The sequence below is a fragment of the Rosenbergiella sp. YN46 genome (assembly GCF_036620675.1).
Lineage (GTDB): Bacteria > Pseudomonadota > Gammaproteobacteria > Enterobacterales > Enterobacteriaceae > Jejubacter.
Window position 1 is genome coordinate 1 of the sequence record NZ_JAZHEE010000047.1, and the last position, 25,787, is coordinate 25,787.

33 protein-coding genes are annotated in these 25,787 nt (G+C 44.9%); 2 read left to right on the plus strand and 31 right to left on the minus strand.

The features are described 5' to 3' along the window. Positions 1-349, plus strand: a 349-nt coding sequence (gene ddp1 / locus V3W49_RS20725) for a DNA distortion polypeptide 3 (protein WP_500147884.1), incomplete at its 5' end; no start/stop codon positions are given. Positions 350-369: 20 nt separating this feature from the next. On the opposite strand, the gene V3W49_RS20730 is transcribed toward ddp1 (V3W49_RS20725), so the two are convergent. From V3W49_RS20730 to V3W49_RS20740, 3 genes are all read right to left on the minus strand, one after another. Then, complete coding sequence (locus V3W49_RS20730) at positions 370-654, minus strand: hypothetical protein (RefSeq protein ID WP_500147885.1); 285 nt, start codon at positions 652-654, stop codon at positions 370-372. Between the two features lie 403 nt (positions 655-1,057). After that, entirely contained in the window at positions 1,058-1,342 is a 285-nt protein-coding gene (locus tag V3W49_RS20735) for a CopG family transcriptional regulator (RefSeq protein ID WP_500147886.1), read from the minus strand. Positions 1,343-1,438: 96 nt separating this feature from the next. Further along, a complete protein-coding gene (locus tag V3W49_RS20740) occupies positions 1,439-2,101 on the minus strand; it encodes a nucleotide-binding protein (protein ID WP_000516402.1) in 663 nt (220 codons plus the stop codon). Between the two features lie 363 nt (positions 2,102-2,464). Between V3W49_RS20740 and V3W49_RS20745 the strand changes: the two genes are divergently transcribed. Continuing rightward, positions 2,465-3,136, plus strand: a complete 672-nt coding sequence (locus V3W49_RS20745) for a recombinase family protein (protein WP_500147887.1) — start codon at positions 2,465-2,467, stop codon at positions 3,134-3,136. Between the two features lie 97 nt (positions 3,137-3,233). Here the strand turns inward: V3W49_RS20745 and dinQ are convergent, their stop codons facing one another. The 28 genes from dinQ to ddp1 (V3W49_RS20885) all read right to left on the minus strand — a co-directional run bounded on the left by dinQ (position 3,234) and on the right by ddp1 (V3W49_RS20885) (position 25,783). Continuing rightward, on the minus strand, positions 3,234-3,305 hold the full coding sequence (gene dinQ, locus V3W49_RS20750; RefSeq protein WP_490166569.1) for a damage-inducible type I toxin DinQ: 72 nt from the start codon (positions 3,303-3,305) through the stop codon (positions 3,234-3,236). Positions 3,306-3,783: 478 nt separating this feature from the next. After that, the gene (locus tag V3W49_RS20755; RefSeq protein WP_500147888.1) at positions 3,784-4,044 is read right to left on the minus strand and encodes a hypothetical protein; all 261 of its coding nucleotides are present in this window, start codon (positions 4,042-4,044) and stop codon (positions 3,784-3,786) included. A gap of 110 nt (positions 4,045-4,154) precedes the next feature. Next, a complete protein-coding gene (locus V3W49_RS20760) occupies positions 4,155-4,982 on the minus strand; it encodes a SprT-like domain-containing protein (RefSeq protein ID WP_248699852.1) in 828 nt (275 codons plus the stop codon). Then, positions 4,982-5,215, minus strand: a complete 234-nt coding sequence (locus tag V3W49_RS20765) for an antirestriction protein ArdR (RefSeq protein ID WP_500147889.1) — start codon at positions 5,213-5,215, stop codon at positions 4,982-4,984. Before V3W49_RS20765 ends, V3W49_RS20760 begins: the two co-directional genes overlap by 1 nt. A gap of 151 nt (positions 5,216-5,366) precedes the next feature. Then, the gene (locus V3W49_RS20770; protein WP_500147890.1) at positions 5,367-5,774 is read right to left on the minus strand and encodes a hypothetical protein; all 408 of its coding nucleotides are present in this window, start codon (positions 5,772-5,774) and stop codon (positions 5,367-5,369) included. A 56-nt stretch (positions 5,775-5,830) separates the two neighbouring features. Continuing rightward, on the minus strand, positions 5,831-6,286 hold the full coding sequence (locus V3W49_RS20775; RefSeq protein WP_500147891.1) for an H-NS histone family protein: 456 nt from the start codon (positions 6,284-6,286) through the stop codon (positions 5,831-5,833). A gap of 11 nt (positions 6,287-6,297) precedes the next feature. Next, entirely contained in the window at positions 6,298-8,622 is a 2,325-nt protein-coding gene (locus V3W49_RS20780) for a type IA DNA topoisomerase (RefSeq protein ID WP_500147892.1), read from the minus strand. Position 8,623: 1 nt separating this feature from the next. After that, positions 8,624-8,785, minus strand: a complete 162-nt coding sequence (locus V3W49_RS20785) for a hypothetical protein (protein ID WP_334649415.1) — start codon at positions 8,783-8,785, stop codon at positions 8,624-8,626. A 2-nt stretch (positions 8,786-8,787) separates the two neighbouring features. Then, on the minus strand, positions 8,788-9,423 hold the full coding sequence (locus V3W49_RS20790) for a hypothetical protein (RefSeq protein ID WP_500147893.1): 636 nt from the start codon (positions 9,421-9,423) through the stop codon (positions 8,788-8,790). An 88-nt stretch (positions 9,424-9,511) separates the two neighbouring features. Beyond that, positions 9,512-9,985, minus strand: a complete 474-nt coding sequence (locus V3W49_RS20795; protein WP_500147894.1) for a thermonuclease family protein — start codon at positions 9,983-9,985, stop codon at positions 9,512-9,514. After that, positions 9,982-10,299, minus strand: coding sequence for a hypothetical protein (locus tag V3W49_RS20800; RefSeq protein ID WP_500147906.1), 318 nt, complete (start codon positions 10,297-10,299; stop codon positions 9,982-9,984). The genes V3W49_RS20795 and V3W49_RS20800 overlap by 4 nt, the downstream gene beginning before the upstream one ends. Positions 10,300-10,313: 14 nt before the next feature. Beyond that, positions 10,314-10,487, minus strand: coding sequence for a TraM recognition domain-containing protein (locus V3W49_RS20805; RefSeq protein WP_500147895.1), 174 nt, complete (start codon positions 10,485-10,487; stop codon positions 10,314-10,316). 68 nt (positions 10,488-10,555) lie between these two features. Continuing rightward, a complete protein-coding gene (locus V3W49_RS20810; protein ID WP_500147896.1) occupies positions 10,556-10,894 on the minus strand; it encodes a hypothetical protein in 339 nt (112 codons plus the stop codon). A 4-nt stretch (positions 10,895-10,898) separates the two neighbouring features. Then, complete coding sequence (locus V3W49_RS20815; protein WP_500147897.1) at positions 10,899-11,294, minus strand: cag pathogenicity island Cag12 family protein; 396 nt, start codon at positions 11,292-11,294, stop codon at positions 10,899-10,901. After that, positions 11,291-13,126 (minus strand): type IV secretory system conjugative DNA transfer family protein, encoded by a 1,836-nt coding sequence (locus V3W49_RS20820; protein ID WP_500147898.1) that lies wholly within the window; start codon positions 13,124-13,126, stop codon positions 11,291-11,293. Before V3W49_RS20820 ends, V3W49_RS20815 begins: the two co-directional genes overlap by 4 nt. A 2-nt stretch (positions 13,127-13,128) precedes the next feature. Continuing rightward, positions 13,129-14,160 (minus strand): P-type DNA transfer ATPase VirB11, encoded by a 1,032-nt coding sequence (virB11, locus tag V3W49_RS20825; RefSeq protein WP_500147899.1) that lies wholly within the window; start codon positions 14,158-14,160, stop codon positions 13,129-13,131. Between the two features lie 8 nt (positions 14,161-14,168). Then, positions 14,169-15,371: a VirB10/TraB/TrbI family type IV secretion system protein gene (gene virB10, locus V3W49_RS20830; RefSeq protein WP_500147900.1), complete on the minus strand. Its 1,203-nt coding sequence runs from the start codon at positions 15,369-15,371 to the stop codon at positions 14,169-14,171. Further along, positions 15,368-16,297, minus strand: a complete 930-nt coding sequence (locus V3W49_RS20835) for a TrbG/VirB9 family P-type conjugative transfer protein (RefSeq protein ID WP_334649424.1) — start codon at positions 16,295-16,297, stop codon at positions 15,368-15,370. The genes virB10 and V3W49_RS20835 overlap by 4 nt, the downstream gene beginning before the upstream one ends. Before the next feature lie 5 nt (positions 16,298-16,302). Continuing rightward, positions 16,303-17,031 carry a VirB8 family type IV secretion system protein gene (locus V3W49_RS20840; RefSeq protein ID WP_500147901.1) on the minus strand — a complete coding sequence of 243 codons (729 nt, stop codon included), beginning with the start codon at positions 17,029-17,031 and terminating at the stop codon, positions 16,303-16,305. A gap of 194 nt (positions 17,032-17,225) precedes the next feature. Further along, entirely contained in the window at positions 17,226-18,281 is a 1,056-nt protein-coding gene (locus V3W49_RS20845; RefSeq protein ID WP_500147902.1) for a TrbL/VirB6 family protein, read from the minus strand. Between the two features lie 11 nt (positions 18,282-18,292). Beyond that, positions 18,293-18,547: an EexN family lipoprotein gene (locus V3W49_RS20850; RefSeq protein ID WP_500147903.1), complete on the minus strand. Its 255-nt coding sequence runs from the start codon at positions 18,545-18,547 to the stop codon at positions 18,293-18,295. A gap of 8 nt (positions 18,548-18,555) precedes the next feature. Next, positions 18,556-19,287 (minus strand): type IV secretion system protein, encoded by a 732-nt coding sequence (locus V3W49_RS20855; RefSeq protein WP_500147904.1) that lies wholly within the window; start codon positions 19,285-19,287, stop codon positions 18,556-18,558. Between the two features lie 10 nt (positions 19,288-19,297). Next, positions 19,298-22,051 (minus strand): VirB4 family type IV secretion/conjugal transfer ATPase, encoded by a 2,754-nt coding sequence (locus V3W49_RS20860; protein ID WP_500147905.1) that lies wholly within the window; start codon positions 22,049-22,051, stop codon positions 19,298-19,300. 24 nt (positions 22,052-22,075) lie between these two features. Further along, on the minus strand, positions 22,076-22,366 hold the full coding sequence (locus tag V3W49_RS20865) for a TrbC/VirB2 family protein (protein WP_021542857.1): 291 nt from the start codon (positions 22,364-22,366) through the stop codon (positions 22,076-22,078). Next, positions 22,350-22,994 carry a lytic transglycosylase domain-containing protein gene (locus V3W49_RS20870; RefSeq protein ID WP_015059080.1) on the minus strand — a complete coding sequence of 215 codons (645 nt, stop codon included), beginning with the start codon at positions 22,992-22,994 and terminating at the stop codon, positions 22,350-22,352. The genes V3W49_RS20865 and V3W49_RS20870 overlap by 17 nt, the downstream gene beginning before the upstream one ends. Before the next feature lie 223 nt (positions 22,995-23,217). Beyond that, positions 23,218-23,727 carry a transcription termination/antitermination NusG family protein gene (locus V3W49_RS20875; protein ID WP_001549913.1) on the minus strand — a complete coding sequence of 170 codons (510 nt, stop codon included), beginning with the start codon at positions 23,725-23,727 and terminating at the stop codon, positions 23,218-23,220. 353 nt (positions 23,728-24,080) lie between these two features. Next, on the minus strand, positions 24,081-25,241 hold the full coding sequence (mobP1, locus tag V3W49_RS20880; RefSeq protein ID WP_413621347.1) for a MobP1 family relaxase: 1,161 nt from the start codon (positions 25,239-25,241) through the stop codon (positions 24,081-24,083). 2 nt (positions 25,242-25,243) lie between these two features. Continuing rightward, positions 25,244-25,783, minus strand: a complete 540-nt coding sequence (ddp1, locus tag V3W49_RS20885) for a DNA distortion polypeptide 1 (protein ID WP_500147907.1) — start codon at positions 25,781-25,783, stop codon at positions 25,244-25,246. Positions 25,784-25,787 lie beyond the last annotated feature (4 nt).

The following is a 25,787-nucleotide window of genomic DNA, read 5'->3' on the forward strand; positions in this document are numbered from 1 at the left end:
ATATCAGGTTAAAGAGTTTATTAACGAAAAATATTCTAAGGCTGTTAATATTTTAAAGGATAACCTTAAAGAACACTACCATATTTTTTATGGTTTGAGATTAAGTGAGATTCTTTTTCCTGCCAGCGAATACGGCTCTGATATGTTTTTTCAGGAGTTTGAGGCGATTAACAGTGTAATATTGCCTTTGGTGATTTTTGATTTAATAGACCGAAAGCCGATTATGGTTATCGGCTTCGGTGAAGTATCTGGAGTTGATTCACTTGTTGATTCTGGTATAGAAGTTGTTTCTTTAGATGGTTTAAGCGATCTGCTACTGGTTGAAAAACTGACGCCATTATTTAACTAAACCTCTGGATAACTATCTTTTCAGTTTTCCAGTAAGACTTTTTCTATATCTGAAAGTGCTATTTTTTCAATGTTTTCTATATAGTAATGCTCATTAAAACCTGTCATTTCTGTAAATTTTAGCTCTGCATCATCTTTCGAATAAGCAATGACAACTCTGAAATCATTTTCCCACAAATCCCACCTGTATTTGTCTTTTATACGAACCCTGTACAATCCTTTTTGGATAGTGCCATTTTTTTTCTCTTCTTGTACTTTATTTATTTTTTCTGTCTGCACCTGTTGTTCAAGCCATGATTTATTCATAAATCCCCCACGGTTAACGTCTTTAGGCTCGGCTTTTACTTAACGAAATCTTCGGGTTTAACTCCTGACTTGACTTGTTTTTCCTGATCCTCGCCTCTTAATTTTGGTTGAAGATCGGTAAAGTACCATACAGCCACGACACCAATACCGATTGTTAAATATATACTCGCTTTCATAATAACAGTAGCTGAATTTGTGCATGACTCAAGATTGTTTGATATACACGCACTCTCAACTGGTGAATTGAAAATCCAGAGGCCACTACATATGAGATAAAATCCTAATAGTGGCTGTATGTATAGCATGTAAAACTTAAAGGCTGCTCTGATGTATTTGAATATAGACATTTATTGATTCCCTTATCTTTGCTATTTGTCTAAGTAGATGATCATAGTCAATTGATTTAACCTAACTTTGCAGACTCAAGCAGCCAGTGATTTTTCAGGTTTTCATCCTGGCTGTTGTACATTGCCAAAGCCGCTTTTAGAGCGGTTGTCTTGCTCTGGCCTGTTCTCTGCGCCTCCGCTTCCAGGATCTCCTCAAAGTACGCTGGCAGTCTGAAGTTCATCAACTTTGGTTTACCCACTACAGGCGCTCTGGTAGCGCCGGAGATAAAACGCGCGGTTTCCGCGCTGGTTGCGGGTTCCTGTGATTCATTGACGACCGGGCGGTTTAATTTTAGTGCCATAAAAGTACCTCATCTGTGGCGCATAACATGTAAATAGTATAGTGTATTTATATAATCTTTACAATGTAAAGATTTCGGTTAATCTTGTTGATATTCCTATAAAATGCCTATTTCCTGTGCCACAAGTTCAATCTGTGCTTTCGCTGTTGAAAGGCTCGATGCCCGGCTAACGTCATGTACCCCTGCCCCTTCATTACAGGCGCTTTCATACACATCCAGCTCGGATATCCGGGTTTTCAGAGGTTGAATCCAGATGTTGTCCGAACGCAGTAATTTATCCAGATCAATGGCCGCTTTTCTGTGGCGGGGTTTCGCTGAGTTGATTCTGGTGAACAGCACCCACGGTTCCAGAGCTGCGTTAGCTTTCTGAGCGGTGCGGATTTTCTCTGTAACACTGGTCAGTGTTTCGCTTTCGAAATCAGAGGACGGCTTAACCAGTGTTACCACGATATCTGATACTGTCAGGGCGCTACGGAACTCCTGGCTGTCATGGCCGGGGCAATCGACAATGAGGACTTCACACAGCTTACTAAGGCGTTTAATTTCGTTGCTGACGTTTCCGTAAGCTGCGTGAACCGGGATAGTGAGTAAGCCGTTATCTGTCCGCTTTTCGTTCCAGCTCAACAGATCGTGGTTTTTATCTGTCTTCAGGATAATTACCGACTTACCTTTGTTGACCAGCATTGAGCCTGTGTTAGCTACGTAGGTGCTTTTGCCTACCCCACCCTTATCTGATACGACAAGCAAGATTTTACCCATTTTCACAACCCCTCTCTTTATGTTGTAAATCACATGTAAAGATATGCCTGTCTTTACATCGTGTGTTTTTCGTAAAGATAGTTTTGTCTTTACAGTGTCTTTATAATCCAAAGGCTTTACCATGTAAAGCACAAATAAAGATAGACCTATCTTTATTTTGTCTTTACATGGTAAAGATAGAGCTGTCTTTACAGGGGTGTTACTTGGTAAAGCTTGGTGTGTCTTTACATTATCTTTATGTTGTAAATTTTTAGTGTGACGTTGTCACTATAGGGGCGGGGTCTGTTTTCTGGTTCTTTTTGAGTGTGCCTTCCCTGAACCAACGGAAACGGGTACTGTATGGGTATGCCTGGTTAACTTAAAATGAACTGGTTCCCTGTGACGACTCAAACGATACCAAAAGGCTTTGTCAGAGCTTACTTACGCGCATCCACAACTGAACAGGATGCAACACGCGCCCTGGATACGATCAATACCTTCGCCATCGAGCGCGGCCTGAGCATCTGTAACTACTACATTGAAAATGAGTCAGGTTCTAAGCTTGAACGCCCTGAGTTGTTCCGGCTCCTGAAGGACTGCCAGCAAAACGATATCTTGCTGGTAGAGGATGTGGACAGGCTTTCACGCCTCGTAGGGGAGGACTGGAACGCGCTGAAGAAAATGATCCGGCAGAAAGATATCCGGGTTGTGGCCGTCAACGTTCCGACAACCTGGCTGGCATCGGGTCACAATGATTTTGACAGCCGTATGTTTTCGGCCATTAACGATATGTTGCTGGATATGCTGGCCGCCGTCGCCAGGCGAGACTATGAACAGCGCCGGGAACGACAGCAGCAGGGGATAGCCAGGGCGAAAAGGGAAGGTAAGTATAAAGGACGCCAGGTTAACCAGTCTCGCTATGATGCAATAAACCGGTTGATTGCGAGTGGCAGCTCCTGGAGCCAGGTTCAAAAAGTTCTGGGTTGTAGCAGGGCGACGATCAGCAAAGCTGTTAAGCAAAGAATCCGCGCGGAGGGTGATATGTGTGGCGGGTAATACAAACACATGCATGTTGTAACTAAAATATCTTTTTATTAAAGGCCGGAAGTGGTTAGCCTCCGGCCTTAGCTACGTTTCCGTTATTGCCTATCGATTAAGACAGTAAGTAACGAATCAGCTCTAAAAGCACCAGGAGCACTTTCAGAACGATAATGGCTAATTCCATTATCCGTTTCCTCCATAAGGAGGGGAGATACGCACTGGTCGCCCATAGATCGCCTGTCGCAGTGGTTCCCGATGTCTACCGAGGATATGTCCCCTCCGGCCCGAGCACCGGAACAGCACCACCTGTACCCAGCCAGGACTTTAATTCGTTTACCGCCATGCGGTTAGCCGGAAGAGATACGCCACAGAGTAGACCGCCGAAGTATACCGTAAATTTGCATTTATGGCTCATTAGACGTAGTATTTAAGCGTCTACCGAGGATGTGTCCTCACTGGTCTGAGAACCAGAATGTAAAAAACCCGATCTCACCAGTCGGGTTTTTTTACGCCTGGTGAGATCGGTGCGCTACGTGAATTCTGAGATTTTTCGGGAGGGATTGGGCGCAAGAATTTACGAGAGAGCGCCGGGCAATGCCGGGATAAACAAACCATCACCCGTGAAAGGAAACCCCGACAGCGCCCGGACAAGAGCAATGATATTAACTTTTATTGTTGCCAGCCAGTTCAAACATGACATTCATGCTGTTCCTGAATTGCTTCACTGATGCAACCAGCTCTTTGTTTTTGGCTTGTTCCTGCGCCAGTGCGCGCCGTAGCTGCGCTATCTCGTCTCTGTTGCGCTGAAGCTCAAGGATAGCCGTCATAAAGGTTTTGCTGGCTGATGCCTGTCCGGTGGCTTCCTGCGCCTTTTTAATGGCCTGATCTTCGTCGTCATTAGTTCTGATTGTGTAATGCCCCATGATAACCCTCTTTTGCTGTCATTTTTACGCTGCCGGTGCCGCTCAGGATGAAAACTTTGCTGGCAAAAAATCGATGGCCAACAGATGCGGTCGGGAAGATTTGCTGGCAATTAGTTTTCGATGAAAGCCAGCTCGCAATCGCCGCACTCTATATTAAGTCCGGCTTTGCCCCACACGGCAGCACCGCACCCCCGACACTGATATTTGACTTTGTTCCTTTTTGGCTTGTCCTCAAAAGCTGCAACAGGCAGATCGTTATCATTGCTCCCGGCCATATCACCTGAATCGCCGCTCCCGTTCTGCGGTGACACTGACGGCAGCAGCGCCATTGACAGCACCGCTTCAATATCAATCCCGGATTCAGCATTTTGATGTGCCTGAGCCAGCGTTTCTCGCCACTGCTCGATGACGGCGGTCATGTCTTTTTGTTGTTCAACCTGGACAGGGAAGCGATCAAACCAGCTCAAAGCAAATTGCCCCTGGAACAGTTCCAGTGTGACACGCTGGAAGCGGCCACCAGGTATTGGATAGTCATTAATCTTCTGGCCGACTTTCGCGCCACCAGGTCTCCCGGTAGAGGAGGGCATAAGCCCGATGCTTTCCATTTTGGCCGCCCACTGCGCATTGTGGTACGTCTTACGCGACGGGTTGCCGTAGTGGTACTGCCACATATGGCACTGCTCATGAACCAGCGTTTGCATGACTTCAATAAGCGGGTAAACCGGGAAGTATTCAGGATTGAGGGCGATTTCATCAATCATCCTGCCGCTGCCGTCAGCAGCAACAAAGCGCCTGTAACTGAAATAGCCCATTGTGTTCTTGCCGCGCTGGAACGTAATCAGACAGTCGGGGAGTTCGCCGTCAAAAAGGCGCTGGTTGTAGAAATCAAACGCCTGCTGTAGCTCGCTGTAAGCGCGTTCTGTGGCTCTCGTCATCATCAGGACTCCTGAAAGACAACCCAGCATTTCGCGCCGTCATATTCATTGCCACCTTCAGCAATAAACACATTATCTTCAGTATCTACCGCTATCACTCCGGGGCGCTCATGCTGAGGGTCGCGGAGAATATTTTTCCAGCAATACACCTTCCCGTCCCAAATCAGAACCACGCCAGAATCAGCGTGCTCCTGGTTGTGCTGACGCCATACCCTGGCAATATCAATATAATTCATCGTCTTACCCCCCTCATCTGTATCGTACGATACAGATAATATAAACCACACCTTTGATTGCTGGCAAAAATCAACGGCCAAACCGGCTGCAGGAAACTGGTTTGCTGGCAAGAAAGGAAAGCAGGGGCATCCCTGCTTTATGTAACAGAAATCAGGCACTGCCCCATGAGCCATGTTTCAGGCATTGCTGGTAAAAGACACTTAGAAGTTCTTGCTCTGTTGGCGGTGCTTCACCAGAAATTCCAATTCTGGCCGGGATAAAGACGTTTTCGTCTTTCCCTGCCAGTGGCCGCAACTCATCAGACTGGCGCATAACGTTATCCAGCGCTTTTGCCAGTTCCGCGCCATCGCTGGCCGCAATACTGGTAAGAACGGCCATTCCACCTTTAATCTCGCGACGGGAGCCTTTTTTCTTAGCGATACACACAACAAATAGTTGTATTTCTGGTTGCAACCATGCCTGCTGAACAAAGCCGTCCTGATAGTGCACTTCATAATGTGTGATTTTGCTGAGATCTGCACCTGTCTTGAAATACATTAATGGTAATGTCAGACTCAAAACATCCTCCTTTTATCTAAAAAAAAGCCTCCGGCGTAAACCAGAGGCTTATTACATTACTGTTCGTCACCAGCAGAGCTGGAAGCGTCTTTTTTGATGAGAAACTCATCAAGAGAACGGCCAGCTTTTAATGCTTCGTCGATTGGTTTTGGTGTCCGGCCACGGCCAGACCAGTATTTCGTTTCGCCGTTTTCATCAAACTGATATTTAGGCGGCGCTTTTGGCAACGTCTTTTTCCGTGTTTTTGGCGAATCTTCGGACAGGCCAAGCAGTTCTTCCGGTGAAAAACCTTCTCCGGCGATCAGCTGGAGCAGTTCCTGACGCTTTCTTTCGCGTTCAGCGCGTTCTGCTGCCTCACGCTCTGCTTCTTCACGGCGTTCTTCGATCACGGCGTTAAGCTTTTCCTGCATTTCCAGCAGTTGCTCAAAGCTGGTTTCTCGCGCAAAAACACGAACAGAGCGAATATTCAGGAGTAGCTTTCGTGTTGCGTCAAACGTTTCATTTTCACTCATCAAGTTAATCCTTATTTTTTACTGGATTCAAAACCAAGTTTACCCATAGCTTTATCCTGCAAAACAATTTTAGCGTCAAACTTTTCCCCATTTTTTTTGGTAAAGCCTTTAATCTCCCCGGTTTTACCCGTTTTGATTAATTTTTCCACCTGATTTTGTGTCAGTTTTTTACCCGCTATTTCAGCCCAGATTTTAAACTCGCACCCGGAACAGAAAAAGCCTTTTGGCCGGATAATAATTTCTTTACTGCATGAAGGGCAGGGGGCTTCGAGCCGGGACATGGAACCTTCTGATCTGGATTTTGCTTCCATATCCGGTTTGCCGTCTTTATCCGGGAATGTTGTCTTGCATTCAGGGTAGCAGGAGCACCCCCAGAAAAAGCCATTTTGCCCCTTACGTTTACGCAGGAAACCGTTGTTACAGGCCGGGCAGGGCGTGGCATTTGAAGAAATCGAAATTCCGTTCCTGTCCAGCTCGTCGATTAACCCCTGGACATATTCATCATTTTCCTTAATAAACTCCTCAACCGTCAGCTCTCCGGCTTTGATCTGAGACTGCTTTTCAGCCCACAGAGCGGAGATATCCGGTTTAGTGATTTCAGGAGGCAGTGCAGCGCAAAACTCCTGGCCTTGTTTTGTGGTTTTCCATACCAGCTCCGAATACCCCTTTTCTTTTTCGATGGAGATAAGCCCGGTATTTGCCGCCAGTTTCTCAAGAATACCCGCGCGGGTGGCTTCCGTTCCGATACTGCCACGATCACTGCTGCCCTCGTCTTTCGCTTCCAGCGCTTTTCTGAGTGCCGGATCATCAATGAATTTTGCCGCACTCGTCATGGCGGCCAGCAATGTTGACTCCGTGAAATAGCGAGGTGGTGTAGTCTTTTTCTTATCCACGTCTGCCGATTCACACAGCCCGCTGTCATTAAATTTCAGCAATGAAAGGTCAAAACCGTCCGTTCCGGCAACTTCATTTTCGTCCTCATCATCACTATCCTTACCCAGCGCTTCCCAGCCTTTTTGTACCAGAACGCTCTGTGTGGCCGTAAAGGTATCCCCCTTAATATCAAAGTGGATTTTCGTCTTGTTGCGAATCGCATCCGGGTAGAACAGCCCGATAAAGTAGACGGATACCAGGTTATAAACGTTCCGCTCTTTTTCATTAAGCTGAATACCGGCTCCGCTTTTTGTCGTCGGGATGATGGCGTGGTGCGCCTCAATCTTACTGGCATTAAAGGCTTTGTGCTTCTGGTCTTTATCCATATCTGCGATCGCAGACGCCAGTTCGGGTACGGTGGCCGCTATCGCGGCAGCAATATCTCCGGCCTGGTAATAATGCTCATCTGAAAGATAGCGATTGTCAGAACGTGGATAGGTCAGAAGCTTGTGAGTTTCATACAGCCCCTGCATCACATCGAGCGTATCTTTTGCAGAATAACCAAATCGCTTTGCGCATAGCTGCTGAAGCGTGGAAAGGTTAAGCGGCAGCGGAGGTTTGGTATTTTCCGGCTTTGTCGTCGCGATAGTAACAATAGCGTCCTTACCCGTAACCCGCCCGGCAATATGCGCGGCCTGAGCTTCGGAGATCAGCCGTTTTTTCTCGTCTATCTGATCGTCGTCTGTTGTCTGATATTTCGCCTTAATCTGATGCCCGTTCATCGACAGACTGGCGAATACATCGTAATAAAAACTTTCTGTGTGGTTCTGGTTCGCCAGCGTGCGCATGTTCACCAGGCCAAGAACGGCACTTTGTACCCGGCCAACGTTCAGAACGCCGTCATAGCCCTTCTCACGGCCTTTTAATGTACATCCCCGCGTCATGTTATAGCCAAAACCCTGATCGCACAGGGAACGCGCCAGGGCGCTTAACGTCATACCGCGAAATTTATCGTTAGGCTGCAAATTCGCCAGCGATTTTTGCACTGGCGCAAGGTTGAGGTCGGCAACAAGCAGCCGCTGGACGGGTTTCTTGTTACCGGCATAACCTAAAATCTCATCGACCAGCAAACATCCTTCATCATCGGGGTCGCCAGAATGAACGATGCTGTCGGCTTTATCGATAAGAGACAAAATGATGCGGGTCTGTGCTTCGGATTCTGGCTTGATTTTATATTTTGGAGGATAAACCGATTTAATGGGTAAATCACTGAAACGCCAGTTTGAATACTTCTCGTCGTAATCCTGCGGGTCGTAAAGTTCCAGCATATGACCATAACACCAGGTAACAACATCAGAACCGTGTTCAAAATAGCCGTTTTTCTTTTCCGTATCTGGGTTACCACCCAGCCCTTCAAAAATGGCTTTTGCTAAAGAGGGTTTCTCTGCAATAAAAAGTCTCATGTTAATCGCTCCTGTTACTGCAATAGTTTTGTACCAGAGACTGAATTTCTCCCGCCGCCGCGACAATAATTTCCTGTGCATTATCTTTGTCAAAAGCGTTTATCATTATTGATAGCTGGCGATTTACATCCTGTGCTAACGCAAAATCATCTTCATGTTCCATTTTTAATCCTCCAACTGAAGTGCGCCAGTAGCAAAGGCAGCTTCAACAATTGCTGAAAGTTGATGAGTTGGCATATAATCTTTGTAATTTATCCATACTCGTTTGATTTTCCCATCCACTTCTACCGCACGCTGTCTCCTTTCATTACAATCACTATCCAGCCATACGCCATTGAATAAAGGAAAGCTGTTATTCTTAAAATAAATCTTTTTATCTTCATCAGACATGCAGTTGAGCATATGAGCGAGATAACGACATACAAGCGCGAAACTTCTTACCTCATGGCCTTTGTCGTCAAACTCTATAATACCTCCTTTGCTTATCCTGAATTCTCCAAAGGTCATAACATGCGCACGTTCTGGTTTTGTCGGGAATGTCCATGTACCGTAAAAAGAGTAAATCCCACGTTCTTTTTCTATCCACGCCTCCGCAACGAAACAAGCCTCGCTACCATCCAGACAAGCTGAATAGCGCGGAGGTACACAAAACGAATCACTGTCATGAGAAACAGGTTGCGTGTATTTTCCAAGAATAAAAGTGTCACCGACTTTCATATCCCTGATTGAACGCTGAAACCATAGCGGCATACGGCAGTAACGCATAAAATCATAAACCGTCTTTATTGAACTCATTTTCATTATTGGCTCCTTTACCAGCCATACGGATAACCGTGACACAGCCTGACATTTATTTCAGGATGTGGAGGGGTTGGACAAGCGAAGCGCGTCAGTTTTGTTTATGACGCCACTCCCACGGTGGAACAGGATTAGAATCAGCCCACAGGCCGCGCTTCTGTGTTTGTGCTTCCCGTTGCAGAGCCGGTAATGAGTTATCCGTGTTGTACTTGTCATAAACCCATGCAGCCCCTTTTAGCACTTGCTGGCGGTTAGCCTCAGTGCCGTTCGCTGTCACCACTCGCCCCAGAACTCGCCCGTAGTGATCTGTTTGCGTATAAGAGACGGTAACGGATTGTCCTGCGAGCATGGCTTTAAGTTGATTTGTTGACCAGCGTCCAAAAGGTTGTTTCTTTTCCGGGGCATCGATATTCAGGAGACGAACCCTGACAGGTTGTTGCTCCTGCAATACTTCAATGGTGTCACCATCAAGTACACGAATAACCTTCCCCTGAATCTGAGCAGCACACAATGTAGCTGGCAACAGGGCAACAGCAAAGGAAAGAGCATTAAGAAAATGTCTCATTGCTTTCTTCCCTCCCATATTGCTGAGAGTCGTTTAAAAATGGATAAAACGACAATTAAAGCCACTGCGATAACAGCCAGTGAAGGAAGTACATAGCTGTATAACTCAACCATGAAATTAATAAACTCCATGAGCGATTGCGGCTTTAAGGAAGCATCCCACAAAGCGATAACAACACGATAAAGCCCATAGACAATTGCCGGAAACCAGACCATAAACAGCAGTAGCTCAGTCAGTACTGAGGAAACCGTTTTAATGTTACTGATAAAAATCAATCCGACACCACGTGCTCCGATAGTTTCTGACTTAGTAATAGTATTATCCACCGTCATTCTCCTTCTTCACTTTGTTGGTCATCACCCCTGAGAAAAATACAAACAGTACAGTTTTCAACAATCCCTTTCGCCGTATCATCACTTATATTCCTCAGTCCTGTTAAATCCTGAGTAACCGTTATTACATTAACATTTTGATGTTTTATTCCTGAAATAAACTTATCCATAACTAACGCCCTTCGGTTGTTCAACCCCGCAAATCCCAGATTAAAAATCTGAAATTTGCGGCGTTCTGTTATTCCTGAAATGAACGACCATATCTCGCGATAACGGCCTCAATATTGTTTTCGTTCTCTACAGCGCCTTCACATTGCATCAAAATGCTTTGCCTGAGTCGCGCCGTAGCTTCGGGATTATAGTAGGGGGTGAATACACGCACGTTAAAGAAACGCTGATTAACGGGCTGGCAGGCTGTCTGTGTATCCCCCTGTAGTTTTCCTGTCATGCATGTCATTAACTGACAGGTATCACCAACCTGATTTAATCCATCAGTATGATTATGTCTTTTTGCTAAGACGGGTGCTGTCAATGCGGCGAGAGTGAGCGGTACGATAATCAAATTGCGAACATTCATAGTGTCATCCTTTCTGTAGAAAGATATTAATGGATTTAAAACCGAACCCATCATTTTTATATCTGTACTGGATTACTCCATATGCACCGTTAGACCTGAGCCAGTTTTTTGTAGTAAAGAAATCTTCACCTTTGCCACTTTCAATAATAATGGTATCTGAATGTGCGACAGCATAGAAAACAGCATCATCATAAAGGCGGTTTTCAGGCCTGAAATCATGGATAACTTTAACCCATGATAATTTAACCTTATCTGATTTAATAACTGAATATGTCGGTTGCCAGTCCATTAGTTGTGTATTTACCGTTTCGGGATTCTGTTTCCAGTCAACCTGTGGCGGTTCTGGCGGAGAGGAACAGGCAGAGAGAAAAAGGACACTGACCATTAACATTTTTTTCATAGTAAAACCTCTGACTCCAGCTCACCGACGGAGAGCATTTTTTCTTTAGAAGGATATTTAAGCCCTTTAACACCCAATACTTTTTTAGTTTTATTCAGAGAGGCGGTTAACTCAGTAAGTTTAGGGCTTACCATCATCAGCCTGTCCATAAAATACGGGTCGAGGAAGTAGAGGGCTTTCTCAGCTTTAACGGGGTTTTCACCTTTAAGAATGATAAATTCTTCTTTAAAATCCAGCGTTCCCAGCTCCTGCGGGAGCACAAGGGCACGCTGCGCCTCACTTTCTGAACTACTTTTCGACGTTGAGCGTCCGCTTGTCTTGCTTGAACCTGTCGATTTAGTGGTGATATAGCCCAGCTTTTCCGAAATCTTTTTAGCGTCATCTTCTTCACTGACAGCGTATATAATCCGGCAGGGATGCGCACTCATCAGCGTTTTGGCACCTTCAACACCATAGATTTCATTAAGCTGACTGATATTCTGGTAAATCGTCAGAAGTTTGAGTTTAAACCCGGCAATATAACCCGAACCTTTTTTAATGATTGGCATGTAACCAATAGACGGAAACTCATCCAGGAACATCAGACAGTCATGTTTCAGGGTCGGGTCAAAGTCAGGGTTTTCACGTAGCGTTACTTCCACAACGAAGTTAAAGAACAAGTTGAGGAAATCATAGGCCAGAGACATATCTTCAGCATTAACGCCGACATAAACAGTGATATCTTCCCTACGTAACTGGCGAAGGTCGAAATCATTGCCGTCTGTACATTTGCGGACAGTCGGAAGATAAAACAGACTCATTTTCTTACGGAACGAACCATCAATACTCGAACGTTGTTCATCCTCTGTTTCGTGATACTCCCTGATTTTGGTCAGTGCATCGCGCAGATGATACAGCGCGTTTTCATCAAGCCCTTTTGTTGCCTCCAGGTCTTCTCGCTTACTGAGTATCAGTTCCCGGTCAATGTTGCTGTACAAATCGACTACAGAACCAATTGAGAAAACAGGTTTAAGCCCGAACTCACCAAGCCAGGAGGGGTCGTAGTTAATAAAGAAATGAAGCAGTTTTGCCAGCCCCGTCCAGTACTGCCCCGCGAGGTTATTAAAGTGCGCTTCCGCTCCGGTCAGACCGTAAGACGGGAACAGGATCTCAATCAGCTTCAGCAGGTCTTTAGCACCGCTCTCTGCTTTTAAATCAATATAGAAAAGCGGGTTAAACTGATGCGTTTTACTGTTGAAAGGGTCAAGAAGAAAGACTTTATTACCCAGCAGTTTTTCACGTACCTTACTGGTGATTTTCCACAGTTCCTGTTTTGGATCTAATGCAATCAGGGAATGTTTCCTGACCAGCAGGTTTGGAATACCGATTGCAGCCCCTTTACCTGCGCGGGTTCCTGCGCCAAGTGATACAAAATCTGGTGCGGTATACCACAGGTATTTACCTTTATACGCCCCGACCAGAATATCAGAATCGTTTTCTTTCTCCCATTTCAGAAGTTTCGATTTTCTCAAATCATTATCACTGGCAAACTTCGCGTCACCATAAAGAGCAACATCCGTTTTATTCAGTTGCCAGATAATAAAAACAGGCACGATGAGAGACGAAACCATACCTGATAAAAGAGAGGGGATAGCGGTTAACCTGATATCTGTCCGTATATTACTCTCTGTTATTATCCGCCACAGCAGCATGGAATCAAAATTCTTCCATATATAAAGCGGCGTTTTTCCATTCAGGAAGTAAACAGCAACCGAGCCAGTATAATACGTCACAAGACACATAACCAGACCGATAAAAGCCCACTGGCCTTTATCGGGTAGTTTTAGAGACATAATCACTCCTTCAGCTTTTCAAAGTATTCCTGAAAATGAATATTACGATAGTAAATACCCGATGCAAATCGTGTATCTTCCTCATCGATGTACTTAATACTCATAATCACATCGACGTTGCTTAACACCCTCCGCAATATAATGTTGTAGGGCAAATTCTGACATTCAGGATTCATATAGCACCGTTGAACCAGTCCAAGTACAGCATCTTCAGGGGTGCTCTCATGGACGGTTGTAAGGTTCCCTGCATGGCCGGAACTTGAGCCTTTGAGAAAATCCCAGGCTTCCGCGCCGCGAACCTCCGTCATGAGAATTCTGTCCGGGTTCATACGAAAACCAGAACGTAAAAGAGAAGCGGAACTGACAGTGCTACTTTCCCCTTCTGACGGGTAATACAATTTCACATGATTTTTGTGAAACCTGAACTTTGCTTCATCTGTATCTTCTATTGAAATACATCGTAAATGATGGGGTATGTACTGAAGACAGGCATTTGCAAAGGTGGTTTTACCCGCCCCCGTTCCGGCACAAAATACCATCGTTTTACCCTTAACCAGACATTCAGGTACAAATCGTTCAAAACAATTATCTTTAAACATTAAAGATAATTCATCTTCTTTATCCCTAAATTCAACTCCTTGATTTAGCCTTGAGTAAAACCCTTGTTTGACAAAGGTATCATGGTCGATAAACACACTGGACGGCTTACGGATTGTAATAGACACCGTTTCCCTTTCCGTTGCCGGGGGGATAACTATTTGTACACGCTCCCCTCCGGGGAGCGTAACAGAACGTAAGGGATATTCTGGTGTCACCGACCCACCATCATGATAATCAGAAATCGCCCCTGCAAATGACATACAATCACGAAAATCCATTTTTAATTCATGCTGCTGCCATTTACCTCTGACCTTTAAAAATAGCTCATTTGGTCTGTTAACGGCGATTTCAGTCAGGCCTTCAACTTCATTAAGTGGTTTATTAAAGTAATCATTTACTATTTCATAAGCTAAATGGCGATTTTCTTTCATCACACCCGCCTTTATTTCATTTTCAGTTTATAAACAGAAGAGAAGTCCAAATCCTGACCAACAATCAGAGTAATGATTTCCCCCTGGTTTTTATAAAGCGTTGGAGGGATATTTACGCTGTTTGCAAACGCTTCGCGTGCTATATCAGCAAAAGCCTGGCGACTGTTAGCTGTATAGTCGGTCTGATTATCTTTATTACTTTTGGCCGCTCCGCTTGCGGCCTGTGCCACATCAGGGATCATGCCAACCATCATGGAACCCAAAAAGCGCTCATCAAAATGCGTATCAATCCAGCCAGACGCCCCGGCCTCACCCAGCGCTCCCGCCGCCTGTGTATCAATCAGCGGAATATCAATGAAAGGTTCCTTGCGTGTTCTAAGCTTCGTTGCAGCGATAAACACGGCTCCCTGACCATGATTGAACGTGCCCGTTTTATACATCAGATATGCGGCTGTTCCCTTTTCAATTAGCTTTACATTCCTGTTTGCACTGTATACGTCCTCATTAATCGTACAGACCAGCTTGCCAGCCAGATCAGAAATAAATCGTCTGTCCAGCGAGCACTTAATCGCGGTATTTTCAGGAATGAAAAGGTTAGGGTCATAAGGTACACGCGTAATTTTAGAAAGCTGCGCGGGTTGCCCTGCGTTTACAGGCTGAACCTCTGCCTGTTTGTCACTGCCGTCCCCCTCGTTCCTGGTATTGCTGGCCGTTGACGAGCTACCACCGGAATTTGAGGACGCAGAGCTGCTCCCCCCATAGGCCACATCCAGCGCACGACTGAAGTTTTGTTGAACTTTTTCCGGTGGCGTTTCCGCTTTGCCGCTGCTTTCCTTCCGCTCTTCCGTCTTAGCCGGCTCTGCCATGGTGTTGAATGGATCAACATCATCGCTGAGGCCTGTCGCGCGTTTTACTGAACCAGTAGATACCGCATTACTGGCAGGCTTTTCATCACCGCTGGACATTGCACGAATAATCGACGGGATATAGTAGACAGACACCCCGGCGGCCAACAGAAGGAAAGCGGCCACAATAATCACCAGCCCCTTACGCGATTTTTTAAGCTTCTCGATACCCAGGCGTTTTACTGATTTACCGTCACCTTCATCTTCCTTATCCGTTTTGTCACTTTGCTCAATTTCTTTCTGATGCCGTTCCCGTAGTGCCTGTTCAATTTCTACAGCGGTCGGGATTTTATTTTCCTGTTCGCTCACTGGATCACCTCTTTCTCAACATTCGGGGAAACGGTATCTCCTGCCGGAAGCCGGACTTTACCAAAGCCCCGGTTTTCAACCCCAACAACCTGATTTCCCATACGCAAAACAAAGCGCTGGTCTACAGGAACACCAACAACGGTGAAACTGCCGCTGTTTTTGACTACCGGGTTAGTCAGCGTTTCCTGTTCGCCGCTCAACACAAAGACGCTGGGGATTTTCTTCAGAGGGCTGAAGCCAAACCAGGTATAGCGGCCATCGTCATACGCATAATCCGGGCTGATTGACTGGCTGCCGTCAGCTACCCGCTTCCAGTAATCCCAGTTCTTGGGCGACTTCGCATTTTCAAGAGAACGGTTGATTGCCTGCTCCTCCTGCCGCTTGTTGAGAGCCTCAATCCGTTTCTTCTCGATTTCGGCTTGCTCCTTCCGGCGTTCCTGCGGGTACTGGTAATTAACAACAAACGCGATCTTATCCGGCTGCCGGAACGTTCGGGCGTTCAGCTCCATGCTGTAATTACGTTTTGTTGTGCGGACAAACAGGTTTGTTCGCCAGCGTTCCAGGTCGTTTTCAGGATCAAGGGCTACACTGACCACCTCTGAAGACTGCTTGCCATTGTCATCGGTACTGTTCTTCTGTACGGTCTGTTTGACGGGCTTTACTTCCAGATACACCAGGTTATCTTCTTTGTTCACTTCCCAGCCCTGGGGGAAGCCGGTTCTGGCACTGATTACCGTTTCATCTTCGTCAAACACCAGTGTGGTTGTATAGCCAACCGCACTGTTTATCACCGTCGTGTTTTGCGGGTTATAACTGACAACCTGATTACGGGGATCGAAACGGCTGGCTGCTGGCGTAACGGCTGCATGGCAGACGTGAGACACCAACAGAAGCGCCACGATTAGCGCTCCTTTATTCATTTTCATAGTCTTCACCCTTTCACTTCTTTATCGCGTACATAGCTCGTTACAACGAATTTAAGCGGGTTATTATTTCGATCACCCGATGCCATTTCGACCTGTGGTTCAATACGGTAGGTCAGTCTGACGTTCCAGTATTCATAATCATCCTGGCCTGTCGCGACATTTCGAATGGTTAATTTAAACCGGACATATGCTCCCATATCCTTATCATCGCGCCGTGATGACGGACTGATAATCACGGAGGGATTATCCTGAACGGATGCAGTTTTTTCCGCTTTATTATAAATAACCTTTGGTGATTGGTTGCTGTTGATTAAAGCGTTGTAATCCGTCGCCACATTCTCAGCGCTGTATAACAGAACATAATCATAATCATGCTGGAGACTGAAATAGTTGTACCCTTCACGACGCTTCACATACTGAGTAATAAAGTATTTCGCCAGCGCTTCATTTTCAGAGAGATTTTCTTTTTTAACGGAAGTCAGCCTTTCAGCAACGCCAGTGACACCATTAATAAGATAAGCTTCGACAACCGTACTCTTTAACGGTAGCGCTCCATTCAGTGCCAGCAGAGACAACACACCTACGGCCATTCCTGCAATACCACCGAATTTATAAATGCGGTTCATTTTCTCCTGCATCAATACATTTTTCTCTTCAAAAGTAGTTGAAGAGTCTGTTACTTCTTTTTTCTTGTTAAAACCGGGAAGTTTTAATCCTGAGAGTTTAAACCCCATTGCGCATTACCTCTGCTGAATTAACAGGTTCGCTTTTTCCGGATACCGGAGGTTGTTTATGTGACGCCTGGCATCCGACAAGGCAAAGCGTCACGATAGCCGTGATAAGTAGTTTCATAATGTGAGAACCTAAATAGAGGAGTGAATATTTACTGCGGAATACTCAGAGTTGACAGATTTAAATAATAAATCGGTTAACCTCCATATTTCTTTTTCGCCGCATCTATCGCAGCCTGGCGAAGCCTCTTAGCGCCAATATTAACGCCCTGCCCGGTCAGATTCCCCAACTTACCGGATACACCAGGAGACTGGTTGAACCCTCCATCCTGACGGCGAACGCCTTTCCATGCGCCAATCCCTGCATTTTTACCCATACCAAGCAGATTGCGCCCCATACGGGAAGCGCCGAACACGCCAGCACCAATCCCCATTGCGGCAGCCCCCTGCATCGCGCCTTCAACACCTACCCCTGCGAGCTGGGAAGCATAGGTTTTGGCTTGCCAGATAATCCAGGCCATGAATACACCTGCGACTCCGGCTTGAGCACCTGCTGATATCAAATTCACGATATCAATGTTTGATAGTGAAACAGATAGAACACCATTCAGGAATGTCATCCCCGCTTTGATAGCCAACCCACCAAATAGGAATATGAAGCATGAGCTAAATATTAACTGAAGCCAACTATTAAACATTTGCCGGAGAAAACCAAAAGACAAACTAATAATAAACAATGGTGCTGTAACAGTAAGTATTTTTAACGTCACCTCTGCTGCAAGATACACAATCGAAGTGACCAGCATCGCTAATATTCCACCTGCATAAGTTAATAAGGCAGCAATAGCACCATCAGTTTTCACATAAGTTGATGTGTCTTTTGACATGAGGAACTTTGCAACCTGTATTATTTTTGCCCATAGTTGGTCTAACCATTTCCACGGGTCACCACCTGCAAATGTTTCCTTTAGACCGTCTATTGCCTGAGTTGCACTATCTAACCACCCTCCCATATTTCTAACAAAAACGAGAATCAGCCAGAATCGACACAAGTTCCATATAAAATCCTGAACTGCCGACTTTTGCTTCCCAACTATTGTGGTATATGCATACCATAATATATAGATGGAAATCCCATATTTACCCAATTGATATGCTATTGAAGAGAAAGAATCAAGCTGACCAGCCAAAGACTGGTCAAGAACATCAATAATCACATCACGGGCTGATTCGAAGAAATCAGAATTAGCCATAAAGACTCCCGCTATTTTTTATCCTTAACAATCCCCTTAAACGCATCTTTAAAGGAAGGTTCAACGGCATGTAACTGTTTATATCGAAACAATCCCTCTTTAGCATTTCTACAATTATCACTATCACTGCCGGAAGCTTTACACTCTGCAACTTTTTTTTCGGCCTCTGCATGATGTTCCTGCCACCAATCAGCAGATTTAACATCCTCGCACCCCGATAAGAGTAATATAGCCCCAGCAATAACAGTAAATTTCATTATTTCCATAAAACCCCTCAATTCATCCGATAGTCATTCATAGAAAATGCTTCCTTAAATGAAGGTTCTTCCGCATTAAGCTGTTTCTCCTGATATGCGGCCTGTAACATTTTCTCCTTGTATTCTGCAAGATCGCGCTGCTTATCGCGATACATTTCATACTGAAATTTGAGCTTGTTAAATTTCAGGCTTGCCAGAGATACAGCGTTTGTCGCGTCCTGCGTAGCTTTCGTGTCCTGGGCGTTCTTCACCTGGTCGATAAGATCGGCCATCTCCTGATTATCTTCACGCAGTTTACTTTCCAGCTTATTACCGTACTCGATCCCCGCCAGTTGTGACAGGAACGAGGCTTCACAGCCCCGCACAAGGTCACCTGTATAACCCAGGCCTTTACAGGTGTTTGTCACCTTATAATCGGCCAGAAGAGATCTGGCTTGCTCAGACAGGGCTGCTTCCGGGTTCTTAATGTAATCATCAATGAAGGAGTTCCCCTGGTCGTAAATCTTCTCCAGCTCCTTACTGACAGATTGCGCAGACTGCACCAGTCCCTGAACATCACGAATGCCCGTTTTCGTTAACAGTTCGTCTTTATAGGCTGTGAGTTCTTTCTCCCACTGTTTAGCCTCTTTCCCCCATTGAGCCGCAGTCTCTATTGCGGATTTAGCATCGTGGACGATTACGCCCTCCCCAAGCGCAAAAGCATTTGTGGCACAGCAAATCATCACAGTAGCCAGAAGTTTTTTTTTCATAGTGTGTTCCTCAAATCAGGTTTGCACGTTCCAGATAGGTATCAAGCCATTCTTCCGGCTTCATACCCTCTTTCCAGATTTCATCGAACAGTTCAAGCTGGGGTTTCGATGCGCTGAGAACCGGTAGGTAATACGCCGCTTTCCCTAAATCCAGTCTTGCAAAAGCCGCAAAATCATTACTTTCCCCCTTCCTCTGTGGGTTTTTGACGACAAGGAACTGACGAGAGAGCGGGTCAATGGCTTTAATTTTGTCAAAATAAAGCTCTCTGACTTGCAGCTCGTCCACATACTCATTACGTTTCGCGTTGGGGTTCGCCAGATAAATATGTGTTGCGCATTGCTCACGAACGGCAGCCGCGATAGGTGATTTAATTAGTTCATCCGGCGATTGTGTCGCTACGACAAGCACCATATCCAGCTTACGAGCGGTTTTGAGTTTGTTATAAACAAAATCCCTGAACGCTTCATTGTTAATCCATTGCCAGAACTCATCCATGTAGATAAGGAGTCGGCGGCCATCGGCCAGCATGGTGACACGGTAGATGAGATAGAATGAAGCGGCGCTGGAAAGCACTTTGTTATCCAGAAACTCCGTTCCGTCGATACCGAAAACGTCCAGGTTGTCCACATCAAACGTATCGTCCGGGTTATCAAACACCCAGCCAAATTCCCCTCCCTGCACCCAGGCATTCAGGCGTGCTTTAAGCCCATGCCGCCGGGTTTCAGTATCATCAGGCTCCAGAATAAGTGGTCGCAACTTACTAATCGGATAAGAGCGATCTGACCTTTGCATAAGGCGCTCAACGGCATCAGAAATCAGGCGGTTCTGGTAGTCGTCAAGCGGCTCACTGTTTAGCGAACAAAGTAACCTCACCAGGTCTTTCATAAAGGAAATATTACGTTTAGTGGGGGGCAAAGCCGCAGGGTTCCAGCCTGTCGGCTCTCCCTCTTTAACTCTGTAATATTCCCCTCCCATTGAACGTATACCGGGTTCCGCTGCCCGATCTTTGTCGAAAAATACTGTGGTTAACTTCTTTAATTTCCTCTCAGGTGGAAAAGACTCCGGCGTTCCGAACTGCTGGGCGGCGAAAGCCTTAGTCATCATCACTACCGTTTTACCCACGTTTGACGTACCAAGAATTTCGGTATGCCCCAACGTTGGGTTTTTACCGAAGTAATTTTGATGCTCGGTAGTCATGTGATAATTGAGGTGATAAACATCATTTCCTGAACCGCCCAGGGTAATCAGATTATTACCCCAGGTATTCCCTTTCTCTTTGCCCGTAAAGAAGTTGTGGAAGCTTTCCATTTCGGCAAAGTTCAGACTGCTGATAGGGCTAAGGCGTGGCCGTAACGTATAGTTACCAGGTAGCTGAGCAAAATAAGCCGCGCCAAGACTCATAGTTGAGTAGGTGACGATAAGCCCCAAATCCTCCAGAGTAGTCGTCACGATATTGGTGTCTTTCACCAGGCGTTCCGGCGTGTCAGCGTAGACAATCAGGGTCTGGTGACTTTTACCGAAAGATATGTAACCACTGGACACCATGTCGAGAGCAACTTTTAAATCAGTCAGTAAGGATTGAGCCGCATCATCCGTCATTTCCAGTTTGTCGATCTGATCATCCAGCGCCTTAATTGCAGACTGTTTGTCTATCGGCGTGAAAGAGGATGTCTGGACATACTCAACAGGGAGATACATCAGGGCGTCAAAAATTCCGGCATCCGTTTCCTGAAAGTAGTCCTTAATCTCGATGCAACGAAAATACCGGGCATGGTCTGAAGCGGTGATTTGCCCTGCATCGTTACCAAAGAACACATCTTTACCACCCAGGTATGTATAAAACGGGCTATTGGTAACTCTGACTTTCTGCCAGCGGCCGGAAAGCAGCTTCTGAAACAATGAGAGCTGGTCAGAGTAAACAACACCATTTTCTTCATATAACCCAAGACGGCGGGAATGGAACCGGGACAGATAGGTACTTAGTCGTCCGCAAATTTCATTCATATCATTAATGGGTTCTTCGAAGATATTTTTATTACCTTTTTTCCGTGAAAGGAAGTGGGTAACTTTATCTTCAGCACTGAACGGCTTATAGCATACAGATAGGTATAATTTGTTTTCAAAATACTCTGATTCAGAAAGCGAACTGTAATAATCGTTCATCACCCTGTTAACAAATGGGATTTTACTTTTAAAAGTAGGCTGAACAGACTTCTTCCCCCTTATACGATGATCATAAAAAGTAACGGGCTTACCGTCAAAACTACGAATCAGCGTATTGAGCTGGTCAGTAAGTAATGTCAGATCAGCATCATCAACACATTCAAAATAAGCTCCGTCAATCTGCCACGTCGCGATTAAATCATGATTTTTGGTAACAATAAGGTTTTCTGTAATATGTGATGAATACGGGATTAACTCTTCAAGAGAAGACTGGTCTTTAAGCTTCATAAAATTGTCCACTTTCGATATATCGACTGCGTCGTACGAACTCCCCGCATAATGGACGGCATTGAAGCGCTTGTTTGCCAGAGGATTACCTTTGATTTGCATTCGCAGATAAAGCAGGTCAAAAAAGCGTTCATCTATCTTCGTAACTCGCTTGATGGCATACCAGCCAGGAAGGATGAGGGCATACATGGCCTCATGAATCCAGACACCAAGCAGAACGCAGATAACGCACATTCCAAGAAAGGGGTAGAGCGGAACGCCCAGCCCCCTAATCAAAGCGGGGCGTGTCAGCCCTTTAAAAACGGTACTCATTTTTACGCCCCCTTTTATTTCAAATTACGACAGCCAGTCCGGGAGATATGGCGCGATGATAAAGATGATGATCCCGATAGCTAATGGGTAAATCCAGGAAGCATGCTGGCGTGAGAAGATAGCAATATAGCCAATTACCAGCGCAATGATGGTGATTGCTGGCTTACGAATATCGGTCAGAAAATCGATAATCTTCTGCAAGAAGCCAGTTGTTTTAGTGGATACATCATCAGCAAATGCGGGTTCTGCTACACAAAGCATCAATGCAGCCATAAATACAGAAAGAGTTAAATAACGTTTATTGAGTTTTAACATCGTTTGTTTCCTTTTCATCTAAAACAGTGCCACGCATGGCATATTGGGGATATACGGTAACTTCTTTAGGTTTGATACTCTGCGTTACATTCTCCTTTCTGATTGCATCTTTAACTGAAGGAACCACCCAGTTTTTTTTGTTATCAGGCGGATTAAACCCTATACGCTGTATATAACTGGTGTTATTAAAATCTGATTCAGGTTTAGTTCCCGTTTCTGGATTGCCGGAATAATAGCAACTCAGACCACGTAAAATGTCGCCACCACGTTTATAACAATCCACCAAAATTTTCTCTGAAACCTTGAGGTTTTCGCAGGGGTCAAACATTTTCTCAGCGGTTGTATTGAAGTTTGCAAAATTCGTACTCGTTATTTGCATAAGACCGACTGAGTAACGATGATTTCGGGATTCAATTTGATTTACGATCTGGAGTGCAGCCTCCTTAGTTTTGGGAAAGTAGGACACTACGCCTTTGTCACCGGGCTTACGTTCAACCTTCGGTATTATCTCGGCAATAGCATATGGGTTAAAACCAGATTCAACCCTTGCAACTTCATGCGCAGTATCGGGATGAACGCTGGCCGCGCATTGCAAAGCAAGCGCCGCAAAAGCAGTAGTAGATAACATGATTTTCTCCCGGCCAGAACAGCGCGGAAAGTCTAGACTGAATGGTTAGTCATCGAAGTCGTCATCGTCTTCGTTTATCAGCTCCTCAATAGCCTGGCTGGAATATTTTTTAATGAGGTACTGGACAACACCAGAGCTTGAAATACGCCGCCCTCTGCGATAGCCAATCTCCAGAGCAATTTTATCCAGTTCCTCACGAGAAGCTGAGGGCAGGTAGAGTGTATTACGTTGGGGCTTGCGTCTCGTTGCGGTTTTTTTCCGGGTAGCAGTCATTTTTCTTCCGTTTCATTTTGTGGGTTAAGCTTCTCTCTGTGATGTAGTGGATGAAAGCCATACTTCTTTGCTGTGGATTATCCATGAGGAGAATTTCAGCAAATTCGTGTGGAATTGATTTCCTTAAAATATTTGCCTGAGCTGTTGTATGCGATTGTCTGCACAAAAGCTCCGCCATCACATCTTCTGGTACAGGTAAAGGCTCACCGCCAAATGAGATAAAGCGTTGTACGTAAGGGATAGCAGTTATTGTAGTGGAATGAACCTCTTCAAAATCTGCCTGGATAAAAAGATAACCGGGGAAAAGCGGCAAACGTCTTTCTCGATATGAAATTATCTTATCCGGGCGACGATATCTTTCTGTCTCCATAGGGCAGAAGTAAGAAAAGTTCAGGCGTTCGAGATGAGCAAAAACTGCTGCAAACCTCGTAGTGGTGAATTGCAAAACATACCATTCCATAGTTTTTTCCTTTCAGGCGCTCTCTCGACTCGGATGACCCCGAAGCAGAGAAAAAAAACAAAAGGACAAATTTACATCTCATAAAAACTTTATCAGCTACATGTGCTGCGTTCAACCACACAAGCAGATCTTTAGATCGCATTTACGACATATTTCATTTTGTTTGTGCTGTTATTTTGGCTATATCTAGATGATTATCCCATTTGGTAACAAAAAAGCAGATCGATTGATCGCCTTGCGTTGATTTTATAGTCAAGTTAACTAAATTTTTTACCGCTAGTTATTTTTTACAAAATCTCTGCTAACAAGATAAATAAATCGATCTTAATCAATAAGTTACCAGAGAGCATGAATTATCCTAAGCGAATACCAATTTTCACTTTCTGTTCGCTTTGAATCATCGACTGTTTTATTTGCGAGAAATTTCTCATCTGGAGCTGCTGTTTCTTAATCATCTCCGCACTGTTCAGCACCAGCTCTTTACTGGATGAAATGGTTCTGTCTATGCCTTTAACCCCCAGGTTCTCTAACTGCCACTCATTCCTGTGTGCAGTCTTCCAGCCATGCTGTACACCGTTCTTATCAAGTGCAGGGATTTTCACCTCCTTTTGTCCTAACTTTTTCAGCTTAACGAGATCACCTTTCTTAACGTTCTCGCGAGTGGTTAATTCACCAAAATCAGCCCCCCAATATGTTTTCTCCACGCCCTTGTTCAGTGTCTTAAGCTTTATGAAATGCTGCTTTGGTTTGGTTTTATCGTTCTGATAATGGTCGTAGCCAACATCAATAACCTCATAAACGCCCTTCTGTCGTTTTGGCGCTGTTTTGTGAGCATCTTTAATAGACTGGTTAAGCCCATGCTGCTGCTTATGAGTGGCTTTAACGTCATAGCCCTTCAGCTTCAGCTCTTCACAAAAACCTGTACGAATTTCCCGTAAATCTTTTTTCCTGATATCAGCTCGTTTACCGTCATTATCACGAATACGAAAAACAACATGGACATGTGGATGTTCTTTTTTGTCGTTATGATAGCCAAGCACAAAGCGATGATTTGGGTACTTCTTGTGCATCGTTTTCCTGACAGATTCAAGCAGATCTTCAGGTTTTACTTTTGCTGATACAGGCGGTGAAAAAACAATATTTTGGGTTACTTTTTTATTTTCCTTACCTTTATCATCGAAAACATTTTGAGGGTCATTAGCACGATCTATCATGTGCTCTTTAGCCTCCTGAATCTCGTCACCTTTCCATACCTGACCGCTTTCACTCATCACTGGTAGCTCTGACTCCCGGCTCATATAGTCAATACTGTTTCGAACTCCCTGCCGGGTAATCGCACCTCCTGAGATTTTGACAACAACCTCCTTACTGGCACCCTTGCGGTTGATACGTTCCTGAACGTTGCGTTGATAGTTCTTCCCACCATTTTTAACTTTATGGGCGAAAGCAGACTTGCGGCCAGCCTCAGAGGACTTACGCTTAACCCTGAATTCCTTGTCAACATAAACGCCCATGATTACACCTCAACCTTGTTAGAAACAGTTCGCCCTTTGCATAACATAATGTAGTTTTCAAACTCACTTTTGAGACTCATTATCTCTGTACTCAACCGTTCAGCGTCCTGATAGAACCCATCTTTATCAAGTACCCTGGCATTATCGTTAACAATAATATAATGAAAGTTGCGCCCTATTTTATCTATTGCATTACGGCAACGATTCATCACCAGAAGCTCCTGGTCGAAGAAATCAAGTTCATTTTCAAGTGTCGTCTGGATTCTGTATCGACACTCTCTCGACAAAGTCCATCCATGACGCTTTGCCGCTTTTTCTATTTTATTCCGTTGTTTCATTGTTAAATACATTGTGGTTTTGATAAAATCATTAATATCAGGCATAACGTTATCATTATTATCTTCTGTTGCTTTGCTTTTAAGTAAAGCACTGGCAAGCAACTTCATGCCTTTAGCAACAGTTAAACTAGGCTCATCTGGATAGATAATCTTCAAACATTCAAGTAGATTATCATGCTGTTTTTCTTCCAATCTGAAATTAATTTGC

Excerpts from the sequence above, each read along its gene's own strand:
- V3W49_RS20795 (WP_500147894.1), bottom strand. The coding sequence starts at position 9,985 with ATGAGACATTTTCTTAATGCTCTTTCCTTTGCTGTTGCCCTGTTGCCA.
- V3W49_RS20785 (WP_334649415.1), bottom strand. The coding sequence starts at position 8,785 with ATGGAACATGAAGATGATTTTGCGTTAGCACAGGATGTAAATCGCCAG.
- mobP1 (WP_413621347.1), bottom strand. The coding sequence starts at position 25,241 with ATGGGCGTTTATGTTGACAAGGAATTCAGGGTTAAGCGTAAGTCCTCT.
- V3W49_RS20865 (WP_021542857.1), bottom strand. The coding sequence starts at position 22,366 with ATGTTAAAACTCAATAAACGTTATTTAACTCTTTCTGTATTTATGGCT.
- V3W49_RS20740 (WP_000516402.1), bottom strand. The coding sequence starts at position 2,101 with ATGGGTAAAATCTTGCTTGTCGTATCAGATAAGGGTGGGGTAGGCAAA.
- V3W49_RS20860 (WP_500147905.1), bottom strand. The coding sequence starts at position 22,051 with ATGAGTACCGTTTTTAAAGGGCTGACACGCCCCGCTTTGATTAGGGGG.
- V3W49_RS20735 (WP_500147886.1), bottom strand. The coding sequence starts at position 1,342 with ATGGCACTAAAATTAAACCGCCCGGTCGTCAATGAATCACAGGAACCC.
- V3W49_RS20805 (WP_500147895.1), bottom strand. The coding sequence starts at position 10,487 with ATGGATAAGTTTATTTCAGGAATAAAACATCAAAATGTTAATGTAATA.
- V3W49_RS20780 (WP_500147892.1), bottom strand. The coding sequence starts at position 8,622 with ATGAGACTTTTTATTGCAGAGAAACCCTCTTTAGCAAAAGCCATTTTT.
- V3W49_RS20820 (WP_500147898.1), bottom strand. The coding sequence starts at position 13,126 with ATGTCTCTAAAACTACCCGATAAAGGCCAGTGGGCTTTTATCGGTCTG.
- V3W49_RS20790 (WP_500147893.1), bottom strand. The coding sequence starts at position 9,423 with ATGAAAATGAGTTCAATAAAGACGGTTTATGATTTTATGCGTTACTGC.
- V3W49_RS20845 (WP_500147902.1), bottom strand. The coding sequence starts at position 18,281 with ATGGCTAATTCTGATTTCTTCGAATCAGCCCGTGATGTGATTATTGAT.
- V3W49_RS20835 (WP_334649424.1), bottom strand. The coding sequence starts at position 16,297 with ATGAAAATGAATAAAGGAGCGCTAATCGTGGCGCTTCTGTTGGTGTCT.
- V3W49_RS20745 (WP_500147887.1), top strand. The coding sequence starts at position 2,465 with ATGAACTGGTTCCCTGTGACGACTCAAACGATACCAAAAGGCTTTGTC.
- V3W49_RS20815 (WP_500147897.1), bottom strand. The coding sequence starts at position 11,294 with ATGAAAAAAATGTTAATGGTCAGTGTCCTTTTTCTCTCTGCCTGTTCC.
- V3W49_RS20850 (WP_500147903.1), bottom strand. The coding sequence starts at position 18,547 with ATGGAAATAATGAAATTTACTGTTATTGCTGGGGCTATATTACTCTTA.
- V3W49_RS20775 (WP_500147891.1), bottom strand. The coding sequence starts at position 6,286 with ATGAGTGAAAATGAAACGTTTGACGCAACACGAAAGCTACTCCTGAAT.
- V3W49_RS20810 (WP_500147896.1), bottom strand. The coding sequence starts at position 10,894 with ATGAATGTTCGCAATTTGATTATCGTACCGCTCACTCTCGCCGCATTG.
- V3W49_RS20840 (WP_500147901.1), bottom strand. The coding sequence starts at position 17,031 with ATGGGGTTTAAACTCTCAGGATTAAAACTTCCCGGTTTTAACAAGAAA.
- V3W49_RS20755 (WP_500147888.1), bottom strand. The coding sequence starts at position 4,044 with ATGGGGCATTACACAATCAGAACTAATGACGACGAAGATCAGGCCATT.
- V3W49_RS20765 (WP_500147889.1), bottom strand. The coding sequence starts at position 5,215 with ATGAATTATATTGATATTGCCAGGGTATGGCGTCAGCACAACCAGGAG.
- V3W49_RS20870 (WP_015059080.1), bottom strand. The coding sequence starts at position 22,994 with ATGTTATCTACTACTGCTTTTGCGGCGCTTGCTTTGCAATGCGCGGCC.
- V3W49_RS20760 (WP_248699852.1), bottom strand. The coding sequence starts at position 4,982 with ATGATGACGAGAGCCACAGAACGCGCTTACAGCGAGCTACAGCAGGCG.
- V3W49_RS20855 (WP_500147904.1), bottom strand. The coding sequence starts at position 19,287 with ATGAAAAAAAAACTTCTGGCTACTGTGATGATTTGCTGTGCCACAAAT.
- V3W49_RS20730 (WP_500147885.1), bottom strand. The coding sequence starts at position 654 with ATGAATAAATCATGGCTTGAACAACAGGTGCAGACAGAAAAAATAAAT.
- V3W49_RS20875 (WP_001549913.1), bottom strand. The coding sequence starts at position 23,727 with ATGGAATGGTATGTTTTGCAATTCACCACTACGAGGTTTGCAGCAGTT.